Annotated in this window: 7 protein-coding genes, 5 tRNA genes and 4 rRNA genes; 2 read left to right on the top strand and 14 right to left on the bottom strand. The window is 45.4% G+C overall.

Annotated elements, in window-relative coordinates:
* The first annotated feature begins 96 nt into the window (after positions 1-96).
* Complete coding sequence (locus tag MKS89_RS02040; RefSeq protein WP_072954044.1) at positions 97-1,053, top strand: IS110 family RNA-guided transposase; 957 nt, start codon at positions 97-99, stop codon at positions 1,051-1,053.
* Here the strand turns inward: MKS89_RS02040 and MKS89_RS02035 are convergent.
* From MKS89_RS02035 to MKS89_RS01980, 12 genes are all read right to left on the bottom strand, one after another.
* The gene (locus MKS89_RS02035; protein WP_159439587.1) at positions 1,050-1,475 is read right to left on the bottom strand and encodes a helix-turn-helix domain-containing protein; all 426 of its coding nucleotides are present in this window, start codon (positions 1,473-1,475) and stop codon (positions 1,050-1,052) included. The two genes, MKS89_RS02040 and MKS89_RS02035, sit on opposite strands and share 4 nt — an antisense overlap.
* A 127-nt stretch (positions 1,476-1,602) precedes the next feature.
* Positions 1,603-1,718: ribosomal RNA gene (gene rrf / locus MKS89_RS02030) — 5S ribosomal RNA — on the bottom strand.
* Between the two features lie 25 nt (positions 1,719-1,743).
* Positions 1,744-1,819: transfer RNA gene (locus MKS89_RS02025), tRNA-Thr, on the bottom strand.
* A gap of 185 nt (positions 1,820-2,004) precedes the next feature.
* Positions 2,005-2,120: ribosomal RNA gene (gene rrf / locus MKS89_RS02020) — 5S ribosomal RNA — on the bottom strand.
* An 82-nt stretch (positions 2,121-2,202) separates the two neighbouring features.
* Positions 2,203-5,092: ribosomal RNA gene (locus MKS89_RS02015) — 23S ribosomal RNA — on the bottom strand.
* Positions 5,093-5,450: 358 nt separating this feature from the next.
* Positions 5,451-5,526: transfer RNA gene (locus tag MKS89_RS02010), tRNA-Val, on the bottom strand.
* A 32-nt stretch (positions 5,527-5,558) separates the two neighbouring features.
* A tRNA-Lys gene (locus tag MKS89_RS02005) sits at positions 5,559-5,634 on the bottom strand.
* 17 nt (positions 5,635-5,651) lie between these two features.
* Positions 5,652-5,727: transfer RNA gene (locus tag MKS89_RS02000), tRNA-Glu, on the bottom strand.
* Between the two features lie 182 nt (positions 5,728-5,909).
* A 16S ribosomal RNA gene (locus tag MKS89_RS01995) occupies positions 5,910-7,451 on the bottom strand.
* The 16S, 23S and 5S rRNA genes sit together here with 4 tRNA genes alongside, the layout of an rRNA operon.
* 357 nt (positions 7,452-7,808) lie before the next feature.
* Positions 7,809-9,083 carry a cyclic di-GMP phosphodiesterase gene (locus tag MKS89_RS01990; protein ID WP_072958883.1) on the bottom strand — a complete coding sequence of 425 codons (1,275 nt, stop codon included), beginning with the start codon at positions 9,081-9,083 and terminating at the stop codon, positions 7,809-7,811.
* Positions 9,084-9,449: 366 nt separating this feature from the next.
* The gene (locus tag MKS89_RS01985; protein ID WP_072958886.1) at positions 9,450-10,925 is read right to left on the bottom strand and encodes a hypothetical protein; all 1,476 of its coding nucleotides are present in this window, start codon (positions 10,923-10,925) and stop codon (positions 9,450-9,452) included.
* A gap of 279 nt (positions 10,926-11,204) precedes the next feature.
* A tRNA-Leu gene (locus MKS89_RS01980) sits at positions 11,205-11,289 on the bottom strand.
* Between the two features lie 200 nt (positions 11,290-11,489).
* Here MKS89_RS01980 and MKS89_RS01975 point away from each other — a divergent pair.
* Entirely contained in the window at positions 11,490-11,972 is a 483-nt protein-coding gene (locus tag MKS89_RS01975; protein WP_072958889.1) for an RDD family protein, read from the top strand.
* A gap of 23 nt (positions 11,973-11,995) precedes the next feature.
* Here the strand turns inward: MKS89_RS01975 and lptG are convergent, their stop codons facing one another.
* Both lptG and lptF read right to left on the bottom strand, forming a co-directional pair.
* Positions 11,996-13,069, bottom strand: a complete 1,074-nt coding sequence (gene lptG / locus MKS89_RS01970) for an LPS export ABC transporter permease LptG (RefSeq protein ID WP_072958892.1) — start codon at positions 13,067-13,069, stop codon at positions 11,996-11,998.
* Positions 13,062-14,171 (bottom strand): LPS export ABC transporter permease LptF, encoded by a 1,110-nt coding sequence (lptF, locus tag MKS89_RS01965; protein ID WP_072958894.1) that lies wholly within the window; start codon positions 14,169-14,171, stop codon positions 13,062-13,064. Before lptF ends, lptG begins: the two co-directional genes overlap by 8 nt.
* Positions 14,172-14,243: the final 72 nt, after the last annotated feature.

The following is a 14,243-nucleotide window of genomic DNA, read 5'->3' as shown; positions in this document are numbered from 1 at the left end:
ATAACAAACATGAACGCGACATAGAACTCCAAGCACTAAACTCGAATACTCGACTGGGTCTCGAACCCGCATTACGCAAGCAAGAGTTAGCTTATTATGAATACAAACACACTTCAAAATATTAATGTCGGTGTTGATACCGGCAAAGCAAATCTAGATATCTATATCCGCCCACTTGATATCTTTTTTACGGTTTCTAATGATGGTAAAGGAATAAAAGAAGCGGTAAAAGTCATCAAGAAACATCAGCCTGAACGCATCGTTATCGAAGCAACCGGCCGCCTTGAAATGCCTTTTATTATCGCCTGTTCCAAAGCCAATTTACCTTTTGTAATTGCCAATCCTATCCACATTAAACGCTTCGCTGGCGCTATTGGCCGCAGAGCTAAAACGGATAAACTGGATGCTCAATTAATCGCTCATTATAGCGAAGCCATTCAACCTCAACTGACCCAGTTAAAACCAGAAATCATGCGATTAATGAGTGATTTAGTCGCCCGTCGACATCAAATTTTAACGATGCAAACCATGGAAAAGAATCGCTTACAACAACTCCCTAAAACGCTTCATTCCACAATCAATCCTATCATTACTTCCTTCAAAAATCAGATAGAGAAGATCGAAACACTCATCATTGCTCTCATTGAAAAAACGCCTTCTTATCAGAGCAAAAATATCATTTTACAAAGTGTCCCAGGCATCGGGAAAGTGAGTGCGGCCGCCATCATTAGCAACGTTCCTGAGCTGGGTTACATCAACAATAAACAAGCGGCTTCTCTAATAGGTGTTGCTCCCATGAATAGAGAAAGTGGCCGCTATAAAGGCAAACGAATTATCCAAGGTGGGCGTGCTCAGGTGCGTACAGTCCTGTATATGGCGATGATGTCTGCAATGCAATCTAACCCTGTTTTTAAGACCACATATCAGCGATTACTGGAAGCAGGAAAACCCAAAAAAGTAGCCATCATTGCCTGTGTTAGAAAGATGGTTGTGATCCTGAATTCAATGCTAAGAGACGGAACTATGTGGAATGAAAATATGGCGAAAAATTAACTATTGACGCCATACTCGTTTGTTATCCAAACTAAATCAAGCTTTCTCAATATTTTATAGATACCTGATAAGCTGTACGATAGGCCAAATTCCTCATGTATGAATTCAATAATATCTGTTCCCTGTAGTCTTCCACCTTCAGGCTTAATCGCATTGGAAGTTATGTACAGCTTTAACTGAGATAGCTGGTCTTCAGTCAGTCGTGGAGGACGGCCTGTATGCTGCTTTTCTACTAAGCCTTCAACACCGTTCTTCAAATAAGTCACCACCCAGTTATTGACACTGGTACGACTGACTTTTAAATATTTGGCGATCTGAGTGCGGCTTTTTCCATCCACGAAATGAGATATAGCAAGAAGTCTCGTACGCATCCTAGCATCAGATGTTTCACGAATAAGTTTTGGGAAGTCAGAGGTCATCATATCAGCTCCTATTGAAGTTGACATTAGATCATAAAATTAGTGCGATTGGTATAAATCATCGAGAGAATACACGAATAAATAAGACCATACGAAAAAAGCCCTGACGATGTCAGGGCTTTCAATTGGTGTTTAGCAGTGACCTACTCTCACATGGGGAGACCCCACACTACCATCGGCGCAGTTTCGTTTCACTTCTGAGTTCGGCATGGAATCAGGTGGGTCCAAAACGCTATGGCCGCTAAACAAAATTTAATATTCGTTTGTATCATGGTGCTGATACCCAGACTCGAACTGGGGACCTCATCCTTACCAAGGATGCGCTCTACCACCTGAGCTATATCAGCAAATTGGGTAATAGCTTGTCTCTACAGACATTTACTAAATAAAGTCTTACTCTCAAAAACTGCTTTATTTAGACGTTTGTCGCTGTGCGATGAGGATTTTGAAGTGAGACGCGCAGTGTGCAAGTGCACATGAGCATCGCAGCTATCAAAAGCATCAAGCTTCAGTAGACAAACGATAAATTAAAGCCTGGCGATGTCCTACTCTCACATGGGGAGACCCCACACTACCATCGGCGCTGTTTCGTTTCACGACTGAGTTCGGCATGGAGTCAGGTGGGTCCAAAACGCTATCGTCGCCAAGCAAATTCTTTCAATTCGAAAAGCTGATTCTCTCTCTACACAATCAAGTCTCTTAATGAGCCCTAAAACCCCTTCGGTGTTGTATGGTTAAGTCTCACGGGCAATTAGTACAGGTTAGCTCAACGCCTCACAGCGCTTACACACCCTGCCTATCAACGTTCTAGTCTCGAACAACCCTTCAGGACGCTTTAAGCGCCAGGGAGAACTCATCTCAAGGCTCGCTTCCCGCTTAGATGCTTTCAGCGGTTATCGATTCCGAACTTAGCTACCGGGCAATGCGATTGGCATCACAACCCGAACACCAGAGGTTCGTCCACTCCGGTCCTCTCGTACTAGGAGCAGCCCCTTTCAATTCTCCAACGCCCACGGCAGATAGGGACCGAACTGTCTCACGACGTTCTAAACCCAGCTCGCGTACCACTTTAAATGGCGAACAGCCATACCCTTGGGACCGACTTCAGCCCCAGGATGTGATGAGCCGACATCGAGGTGCCAAACACCGCCGTCGATATGAACTCTTGGGCGGTATCAGCCTGTTATCCCCGGAGTACCTTTTATCCGTTGAGCGATGGCCCTTCCATTCAGAACCACCGGATCACTATGACCTGCTTTCGCACCTGCTCGAGCCGTCACTCTCGCAGTTAAGCGGGCTTATGCCATTGCACTAACCTCACGATGTCCAACCGTGATTAGCCCACCTTCGTGCTCCTCCGTTACTCTTTGGGAGGAGACCGCCCCAGTCAAACTACCCACCAGGCACTGTCCTCACCCCAGATAATGGGGCCAAGTTAGAACATCAAACATACAAGGGTGGTATTTCAAGGTCGGCTCCACAATCACTAGCGTGACTGCTTCAAAGCCTCCCACCTATCCTACACATGTAGGCTCAATGTTCAGTGCCAAGCTGTAGTAAAGGTTCACGGGGTCTTTCCGTCTAGCCGCGGGTACACTGCATCTTCACAGCGATTTCAATTTCACTGAGTCTCGGGTGGAGACAGCGTGGCCATCATTACGCCATTCGTGCAGGTCGGAACTTACCCGACAAGGAATTTCGCTACCTTAGGACCGTTATAGTTACGGCCGCCGTTTACCGGGGCTTCGATCAAGAGCTTCGACCGTAGTCTAACCCCATCAATTAACCTTCCGGCACCGGGCAGGCGTCACACCGTATACGTCATCTTACGATTTTGCACAGTGCTGTGTTTTTAATAAACAGTTGCAGCCACCTGGTATCTGCGACTCTCATCAGCTCCATCCGCAAGGGACTTCACCGTCAAGAGCGTACCTTCTCCCGAAGTTACGGTACCATTTTGCCTAGTTCCTTCACCCGAGTTCTCTCAAGCGCCTTGGTATTCTCTACCCGACCACCTGTGTCGGTTTGGGGTACGATTTCTTGTGAACTGAAGCTTAGAGGCTTTTCCCGGAAGCATGGCATCAATGACTTCACATCCGTAGATGCTCGACATCGTGTCTCAGCCTATTGTAGAGCCGGATTTGCCTAACTCTACAGCCTACGCACTTGAACCTGGACGACCGTCGCCAGGCCCACCTAGCCTTCTCCGTCCCCCCATCGCATTCACAACAAGTACGGGAATATTAACCCGTTTCCCATCGACTACGCTTTTCAGCCTCGCCTTAGGGGTCGACTTACCCTGCCCCGATTAACGTTGGACAGGAACCCTTGGTCTTCCGGCGGGGAGGTTTTTCACCCCCCTTGTCGTTACTCATGTCAGCATTCGCACTTCTGATACCTCCAGCATGCTTTACAACACACCTTCAACGGCTTACAGAACGCTCCCCTACCCAATGCGATAAATCGCATTGCCGCAGCTTCGGTTTACAGCTTAGCCCCGTTACATCTTCCGCGCAGGCCGACTCGACTAGTGAGCTATTACGCTTTCTTTAAATGATGGCTGCTTCTAAGCCAACATCCTAGCTGTCTGAGCCTTCCCACATCGTTTCCCACTTAGCTGTAATTTGGGACCTTAGCTGGCGGTCTGGGTTGTTTCCCTCTCCACGACGGACGTTAGCACCCGCCGTGTGTCTCCCGGATAGTACTTACTGGTATTCGGAGTTTGCAAAGGGTTGGTAAGTCGGGATGACCCCCTAGCCTTAACAGTGCTCTACCCCCAGTAGTATTCGTCCGAGGCGCTACCTAAATAGCTTTCGGGGAGAACCAGCTATCTCCGAGTTTGATTGGCCTTTCACCCCTAGCCACAAGTCATCCGCTAATTTTTCAACATTAGTCGGTTCGGTCCTCCAGTTGATGTTACTCAACCTTCAACCTGCCCATGGCTAGATCACTCGGTTTCGGGTCTATATCCAGAGACTAAACGCGCAGTTAACACTCGCTTTCGCTACGGCTCCCCTAATCGGTTAACCTTGCCACTGAATATAAGTCGCTGACCCATTATACAAAAGGTACGCAGTCACACCACGAAGGTGCTCCTACTGCTTGTACGTACACGGTTTCAGGTTCTATTTCACTCCCCTCACAGGGGTTCTTTTCGCCTTTCCCTCACGGTACTGGTTCACTATCGGTCAGTCAGGAGTATTTAGCCTTGGAGGATGGTCCCCCCATCTTCAGACAGGATATCACGTGTCCCGCCTTACTCGTTTTCACTCAAACAACGCCTTCGGTTACGGGGCTATCACCCTCTATCGCGTGCCTTTCCAGACACTTCACCTAACGCTGTAAAAGCTTAAGGGCTACTCCGATTTCGCTCGCCGCTACTGTCGGAATCTCGGTTGATTTCTTTTCCTCGGGGTACTTAGATGTTTCAGTTCTCCCGGTTCGCCTCATCAGGCTATGTATTCACCTGATGATACATGCTGCTGCATGTGGGTTTCCCCATTCGGAAATCGTAGATTCAAGTGGCTCTTACTGCCTCATCTACGCTTATCGCAAGTTAGTACGTCCTTCATCGCCTCTGACTGCCAAGGCATCCACCGTGTACGCTTAGTCACTTAACCATACAACCCGAAGAAGTTTCGAGCTGCATTATCAGTAACCTAGGTGTCTCTCATTATTTTACATGAGCGAGAGACTGGTTTTGCCGGACTCAATTGAATAGACACTAAATTGTGTCATTCCAAGAACACTTGATTGTGTTGGTCTTTCTCTTTCGAGAAAGTATTGAGAACTTTTACAAATAATCGTCTGTTTCCAAAGAAACACACATTATTTTGTCAGCTTTCCAAATTGTTAAAGAGCAAAGTGCAATACTTGTTACTTCAAGCAACACTTTCTAATGACTTTCAGCGCCACAAAATCGAACCACATCGGTTAAAACCGCTGGTTTGAGTCGTCGAGCCAAAAATAGTTAGAAAGTGGTGGGCGATACCGGGTTCGAACCAGTGACCCCCTGCTTGTAAGGCAGGTGCTCTCCCAACTGAGCTAATCGCCCACTTTCAGGCGTTTCCCCAAACAGAAGGAAAATGGTGGGTCGTACAGGATTCGAACCTGTGACCAATTGGTTAAAAGCCAACTGCTCTACCAGCTGAGCTAACGACCCAGACTTCACTAGGGAAGTGGTATCCCGTAGGGGAGTCGAACCCCTGTTACCGCCGTGAAAGGGCGGTGTCCTAGGCCTCTAGACGAACGGGACAATTTCTTGCTTCATGCTTTCTCTTATTTCCGTGTCAGGCGGCTTATCCTCAGTCAGTTATTTACAACAGTAAACGCCTTCCTTCGTCAATTGCCTTCCTCGAACTAAGAAAAATCATATTGCAATGCACTCTACATAAACCAAATCAATCTGTGTGGACACTCATCCAAAATATCTCTTCGTAAGGAGGTGATCCAGCGCCAGGTTCCCCTAGCGCTACCTTGTTACGACTTCACCCCAGTCATGAACCACAAAGTGGCAAGCGTCCTCCCGAAGGTTAAACTACCTGCTTCTTTTGCAGCCCACTCCCATGGTGTGACGGGCGGTGTGTACAAGGCCCGGGAACGTATTCACCGTGGCATTCTGATCCACGATTACTAGCGATTCCGACTTCATGGAGTCGAGTTGCAGACTCCAATCCGGACTACGACGTACTTTTTGGGATTCGCTCACTTTCGCAAGTTGGCAACCCTCTGTATACGCCATTGTAGCACGTGTGTAGCCCTACTCGTAAGGGCCATGATGACTTGACGTCGTCCCCACCTTCCTCCGGTTTATCACCGGCAGTCTCCCTGAAGTTCCCACCCGAAGTGCTGGCAATCAAGGATAAGGGTTGCGCTCGTTGCGGGACTTAACCCAACATTTCACAACACGAGCTGACGACAGCCATGCAGCACCTGTCTCTCAGTTCCCGAAGGCACAAGACTGTCTCCAGTCTCTTCTGAGGATGTCAAGAGTAGGTAAGGTTCTTCGCGTTGCATCGAATTAAACCACATGCTCCACCGCTTGTGCGGGCCCCCGTCAATTCATTTGAGTTTTAATCTTGCGACCGTACTCCCCAGGCGGTCTACTTAACGCGTTAGCTCCGAAAGCCACGGCTCAAGGCCACAACCTCCAAGTAGACATCGTTTACGGCGTGGACTACCAGGGTATCTAATCCTGTTTGCTCCCCACGCTTTCGCATCTGAGTGTCAGTATCTGTCCAGGGGGCCGCCTTCGCCACCGGTATTCCTTCAGATCTCTACGCATTTCACCGCTACACCTGAAATTCTACCCCCCTCTACAGTACTCTAGCCTCCCAGTTTCAAATGCAACTCCGGGGTTAAGCCCCGGGCTTTCACATCTGACTTAAAAAACCACCTGCATGCGCTTTACGCCCAGTAATTCCGATTAACGCTCGCACCCTCCGTATTACCGCGGCTGCTGGCACGGAGTTAGCCGGTGCTTCTTCTGCAGCTAACGTCAAAATATAACTCTATTAAAGCTATATCCTTCCTCACTGCTGAAAGTACTTTACAACCCGAAGGCCTTCTTCATACACGCGGCATGGCTGCATCAGGCTTGCGCCCATTGTGCAATATTCCCCACTGCTGCCTCCCGTAGGAGTCTGGACCGTGTCTCAGTTCCAGTGTGGCTGATCATCCTCTCAGACCAGCTAGAGATCGTCGCCTTGGTGAGCCTTTACCTCACCAACTAGCTAATCCCACCTGGGCATATCCCGACGCGAGAGGCCCGAAGGTCCCCCTCTTTGGTCCGTAGACGTTATGCGGTATTAGCCATCGTTTCCAATGGTTATCCCCCACATCAGGGCAATTTCCCAGGCTTTACTCACCCGTCCGCCGCTCGTCAGCAAAGAAGCAAGCTTCTTTCTGTTACCGCTCAACTTGCATGTGTTAGGCCTGCCGCCAGCGTTCAATCTGAGCCATGATCAAACTCTTCAATTAAAGTTTTTGTGACACCGAAGTGTCGGCTCAATGAATACTGCTTTTCGTCTCCGCTTTTAAAAAAACAGAAGCAAAAAGTGACATTACATAAGTAATGTTGAATTGACTGTGCTCTTGTCAGATAACAGTAAACTGCTTTCCAACTTGATATTGGTCACTCGATTCATTGATAAAATCTTATTGGATATTTATCGACGAGTGCCCACACAGATTGATTGGTCTATATTGTTAAAGAGCGATTCTTCAAAACGTTCTCCGTTCGAAGAGGCGGCCATTCTAACGGGATAAATTCTAGAGTCAAACACTTTTTATGGATGATTTAGATTTTTTTATGATTTGCTGTTTTTTCAAACACAATTACTGTTCATCACTATCAAAAAAGTACGAAATTCGTGAGCGAGGGTTCAAATATTCACGCACTTTATCCGGTAGTTTTGCTGGTAAAATGACATTGACAATCGTTAACTCTTTCTCTGCCAAATCCACAATTGGCGCTTCCGTCCTTGGTACTGATGGGTCATAAATCAGGACACTCGGATAAAGTAAATCATTTGAGTTAATCGAAATCACCAACCCGACCATGTCATTTGATAATTGCACAACCGTCCCCGGTGGATAAACGCCCATAAACTTCACTAAAATACTTAAATTGTCAAAATTGTATAAATCTCGGCAGTTTTTATATAAATGCGAGAGTGCTGCATACGGAATTTTCTGCTCACTGACTATATTGCAATGACACAATGAATCAAAAGCGTTTGCTACAGCAATAATCTGCGCTAACTCATCGATATCATCACCTTTCAGCCCTTCAGGATAACCGGAACCATCCATCTGTTCATGATGCTGACTAATCACCCGTTTCGCGCTCTCTGGAAATCCTTCAATACCATTGGCAATGTCAACGCCATAACGCGTATGTTGCTTCAGGTAGTTTTTCTCTGGTTCCGTAAGTGGTGTCTGTTTCCTGACAATGGCAGCTGGTACTTTAATCTTACCGATATCATGGAACAGCGCAGCAAAAGCTAATTCTCTGATCTTCTCTACATCAAACCCTTTAACCCGGCCAATCATCATTGCAATCACTGACACATTCAGCGAATGAAAATAGATATCTTCAAACTCACTTTTACTGTTCATCAGGTGGAGAGTCACACTGTCTTCAGCCAACAACTCATCAACAACATCCGCCACCAGTTGGGTGGCTTCCTCCACTGCATCCTGAGGACGATTGCGAATCTTATTCGTCACACTTCGAATCCGAGCCAGAGAACGTTCGAATTCTTTTTCACAACGAACGACACGACGCCGGTAGGCTTTCAGTTTATCAATCCGGCTTTCTTTCTCTTGCCAGAGTTTTTTAGCTTCATCATCAATGTCGGATTCATCCTCTGGCACCATTTGGTCATCATTACCTTGACTTTCCACTGTTTGCGGAGGTAATGGTTGTGTATCACTTTGAGCGGGATTCAAATAAACATGCTGAATACCAAGATGCTTAATAATATTAATCTGATCTTGGTTTTTGATTTTAAAACTATTCAGCAAAAATGGATGATCATTCCACTTCACGGGCAAGCGGATGTGTAATCCCGGCTGTAATCTGTCTACTGTTATTTTTATATTTGCCACAATCGAATTAACACTCTTATTTATAAGAACTATCTATGACTTTTACATTGTAGATGTAACTGTATGCAACTGCATCCGTCTCACGATTCAAACCACTCGTTCATCAAGCCGAACGCTAATGAATCAATAACGCAGTGCGTTACTGTATGATAAAAAACTCAAAAAGTTAAAGGAATTAAGATCACAAAATTGATGTGATTTAAAGAAATAATCAAGTAAAAAGTACAAAACCATTTTGGGATGGGTAAAAGATTGATTTGAACGACATGGTGTGGAGTATGCGCAGCACGCGCTATAAAGAGGAAAAAGGGAAGCCTTGGCCTCCCTTATGACATAGAGATGATGACTCTATTCAGTCAGGAAAAGTTACTCTACTTTAAGTACATCCTGAGTACAAATATGACCGAGTGTCACTCCAGGGACGTTAGAACCACCCACACCAATTGAAGTTCCCGGAACCAATATTCTCCATAGACCTGCATCAAAACCTGTTCTATATGTCACCTTACTGTTATACACATAGGCAACTTGCCTGGTAAATAATTCATTCTGGCAATTTTTCCGACCAAGCGTAACCGTTCCTTTTGCGGTTCCCGTTTTATCTGTATAGACAATAGAGTTCGATGGATTCCACTCCCCATCAAATAGATTTACATCATATTGTAAAACCACGGCTGCATTCGATGCCGGTTGCCCGGCAGAGTCAATCAGTTTCACCTGCCAAGTTAACTGATTATACGCCTGTGTCGTTAAATAAAGTCCTGAGGGCCCATTCGGCAATATATTCGGATACATTGATGTCTCACTCAGTTTTAACCGAATCACATTAGATTCGCCATCAACCTTACTGGAAGACATAGACGCAACAGAGGGACCAACAAGAATCTGATATTGTTTACTCGGAGCGACATTTTTTGCCGGATTATGTGAAACTTGAATAAGTATTTGCGTGCCTTCCGTCGCCGTATAGTGATATGTATTTTCTTCACGTTCAACTGAGCCACTTAGTACAACAGAGTTAAACAACCACTGTCCAGGAGATGCACTTTGATCAATCGTGATGTCAATTTTTTTGCCTTTATTTACCGTATAAAGGTAATAATCACTATCCGTTGTCAAATCAATATTCCCCACAATCATATTACGCGTTTCAGGTAATAGTGTTGAAGTCTGGGGCGTATCATTCGGCTCATAGGCATCAATGGACGAGTTCACCGAAACACCAAACTGAATACTGGCATTCTCCGCAGCTTTCGCTTCCATGTACCAATAATAGTGCCCCGGTTCAACAACTGCGGAAACAACCTCATCAGCATTACCGGGTTGATCGGACGTACCAACAATCAAAAGCTGGTCATTCGCACCGTGCTTGAGCACTGACAGTCTCATGTCAGTCGTTTCATCTTGGTTGACCAACAACGCCATAATTTTTGACCGCTGTTTGACTTCAAAATGATAACAGTAGACGCCATCCTTTTTTACACCACTCAACGTATATAGATTCCCCACCTCTAATGTGTCACATAAAGGTGTCACCGTATCCGATTCATCTTCAGTTGTTGCAGATAGCTGAAGGCTTTGCGTCGATGCTGCAGACACATGTTCAGCTAAGGATTTCAATTCCCCGATTTGAGGCTGGATAGATGCTTTATCTGATAAATCGAGATCCATCGGCACAAAGGCGCGATGCTGCGCTGAGTCAATTGGCGCGACTTGTTTACTCAACCAAGCATGATCTGCTGAGAGTAACTGATCCAAATAAGGAGCATTGTCAGCTTTAGCCATTACATATCCACTGAAAATACTTGGTAATAATAAGAACCATGACAACTGTTTACGCATATTGCCTCCATAATGAGTGAATAAAAAATAACTGTATCACTCCATATGCAATTCATTTACCTGACTCAGGGCTTTTTTTACTTTATTTGATCATACATATAACAATTTGATGATTATAAAAATAAATGAATCAATAGATTAAAGTGATGAATAGGCAGAGATGCGTCAGCAAAAAAGAGATGGAATATGGAAGAGATGAAACCGGCGATGTCGAAGGAATCATTGACATCCAGAAATAACAAAACCCCGACTTTCGTCGAGGTTTTATCATCTAAATCATGGTACCGGTGGGCGGACTTGAACCGCCACGCCCGAAGGCAACGGATTTTGAATCCGTCGTGTATACCAATTTCACCACACCGGCATTAAGGGCTACCCCTTTAGTGAGGTGAATTATACGGAAGAAATGAATCAGCGCAATAATAAAAATCGAAAAAAAGCTAAAATTCAATTGATTGTTGATTATTTCACCATAAATGTCTATTTACTCGGTTTCCCCTCTTTTTTACCCTCTCAATAATGACTATCCTCTCGGGAATTATTTTACTGAAATATAGGTAAACGATGTCACATCAACCTCATCACCTGCAAACCGCTGGCTTTATCCGCCGCATCGGTGCGCTTATTTACGATACTTGTCTGATTTTAGTTTTGGAAATTCTGGCAGCAGGAGTGATCATTGCCATTCTTGAAGCGATGGTTGCCATTGGACTAATCCACTATGGTACCTACAAAGATGTCAGCAGTTTCTTAACACACCACCCATTATGGAGTTCCATATTTACCGCTTATCTGGCAATTATCTGGATCGGTTTTTTTGTTTGGTTTTGGACTCAAAAAAGACAAACACTTGGTATGAAAGCATGGCGACTGATTGTCAGCAATGAAGATGGTACATCCATCACGATTACACAAGCGCTAATTCGCTTATTTACCTCTGGATTCGGTCTATCTAACCTGACCGTTCCGCTCGATCCTCAAAAACGGGGATTCCATGATATTTGGGCTAAAACCAATATCTATGTCATCCCCAAAGATGATTCGTAAGGCGCGCTGACTCCGAAGAGAGATTACAATTTCCGACGTAACAGCACCAATGCAACCGAGAGAAAAACGATACTGGGGGCAATTGCCCCGATTGCCGGATGAAAACCGTACACCAGACTCAGTGGCCCAAAAAACTCACTGGAAATATAGAAGGTAAAACCGGCAATCACACCTGACAAGATTCTCGCCCCCATCGTCACACTGCGCAACGGGCCAAAAATGAACGAAAGCGCCATCAACATCATCACTGCAATCGAAATGGGCTGGGTGATTTTACGCCATAATGCCAGCTCATAACGGGACGAATCCTGTTCAGAAATTTTCAGGTAATGCACATAGTCATACAAACCACTGAGAGAGAGCTCTTCTGGTTTGACCGTCACAACCGCTAATTTATTCGGCTCAAGAGAAGTGTGCCACGGATAAGTAGAGAATTCCTGTTTCGAGATGACAACTTCATCACTCATATTGGTGATATGGACGTTCTTCATTTTCCACTGCTGGTTACTTTTTTCATAGTCTGCTTCGGTGGCAAAAATCACTTCACGCAACTTCTTGTGCTCATCAAAACGCCAGATATTCAAACCGTACAATTTGTCATTATTGACCTTATTGATAAAAATAAAGTCATTGGTATCTTTGGCCCAAACCCCCATACGAACAGAAAGCAGTTGACCACCAGACGTAGCAAACGAACGTAAATCACGCGCCATCTTCTGCGCTTGAGGCGCTCCCCATTGTCCTAATAAGGTAATTACAATCATCAATGGCACTGCTGTTTTCAGCACCGAAAGTCCGATATCAAGTTTAGAAAAACCGGATGCCTGCATCACCACAAGTTCGGAACTGGCCGCCAGCATCCCAAGACCAATCAAAGCCCCCAGCAAAGCTGCCATCGGGAAAAACATTTCGATATCCCGGGGAATACTTAGCACCACAAAAAACAACGCCTTAATCAGATCATAACTTCCCTGACCCACCTTTCGTAGTTGTTCGACATACTTGATAATCCCGGATAAGCCGACAAAAGTAACCAGTACTAAACTGGTTGTCGCAATGATCGTTCGCCCTATGTATAAATCTAAAATCTTAAACACGACTTGCCACCTTTCTCTGTCTGTACCGATCTTTCAATCGGCGGACAAATACACTATCCAGGCTATTAATCAATATAGCGGTCCCCAGCAATGCAGCATTCAACGGCCACATCCCGACACTGGGGGGAATCCCACCATCTTCAATGGCTGATTTCGTTGCACTGATCGCTAAGAAATAAGTCAGATAGACTAAAATCGCAGGCCCCATTTTCGCGAATCGCCCTTGCCGAGGGTTCACAGCGGACAGCGGAACAACCAGCATGGTCAACAGCGGGATACAAATGACCAGAGAAATCCGCCACTGTAACTCAGCCTGAGCATGTCTATCCGGGCTCCTCAGCAGTTCCAATGTCGGTATAGCTTCCCAGTCTCGTCCTCGGTTTTCAACCTTGCGCTGACCAATCAAGCCTTCATATTCATCGAACTTGGTCACCATATAACTGACCTGCGTCGGAATACCTTCATAACGAATACCATGCTGTAAACTGATGATCTGACGACCATCTTTGAGTTCTTTTACATTTCCCGAATCAGAAAAAATTACACTGGGTAATATCGAGTCTTTCGGTGTCAGTTGCGCCACAAACACATTGCGTAGTTTCTTGTCTTCAATATTATCGATGAACACCACGGACGAACCATCCGGCGTACGCTGAAAGTGCCCTTCCTGAAGTAAATCAACGCTATTCTCAGCCGCGAGTTTATCCATCAACAGCGCCTCACGATCCTGACTCCACGGTGACAACCAGAGTGAATTAATGGCCGCTGCACTAGCGGTAATAATCGCTAGGTATAATGCCGCACGCACCAGAAATTTATTACCGATGCCGGTTGCGTTCATCACCGTAATTTCACTTTCCGCATACAGCCGACCAAAGGTAATCAAAATACCGATGTATAAGCTTAATGGCAGCATCAATTGCCCCATCGCTGGCATATTCAATCCAACGATCGAAAAGATCAATCTGGCAGGGATCTCTCCGTCGGATGCATCAGCCAGAACACGGATAAATTTTTGGCTCAAAAATACTAAAAAGAGGATGAAAAAAATCGCCAATTGGCTTTTTAGTGTCTCTCGGATCAAATATCTAACGATAATCACACTGAAATTACCTATGAAAAACTTGTTTTTTTAATCGAATCACTATAATTTTTCGTTGAAACATGTATTTTT

Source organism: Vibrio gazogenes, from assembly GCF_023920225.1.
GTDB lineage: Bacteria > Pseudomonadota > Gammaproteobacteria > Enterobacterales > Vibrionaceae > Vibrio > Vibrio gazogenes.
The sequence above is the reverse complement of the archived record's forward strand: the minus strand, read 5'-3'. Positions and strand labels throughout refer to the sequence as shown.

What these genes read in the sequence shown, in the direction of transcription:
- MKS89_RS02040 (WP_072954044.1), top strand. Translation starts at nt 97, where the DNA reads ATGAATACAAACACACTTCAAAATATTAATGTCGGTGTTGATACCGGC.
- MKS89_RS02035 (WP_159439587.1), bottom strand. Translation starts at nt 1,475, where the DNA reads ATGATGACCTCTGACTTCCCAAAACTTATTCGTGAAACATCTGATGCT.
- MKS89_RS01985 (WP_072958886.1), bottom strand. Translation starts at nt 10,925, where the DNA reads ATGCGTAAACAGTTGTCATGGTTCTTATTATTACCAAGTATTTTCAGT.
- MKS89_RS01975 (WP_072958889.1), top strand. Translation starts at nt 11,490, where the DNA reads ATGTCACATCAACCTCATCACCTGCAAACCGCTGGCTTTATCCGCCGC.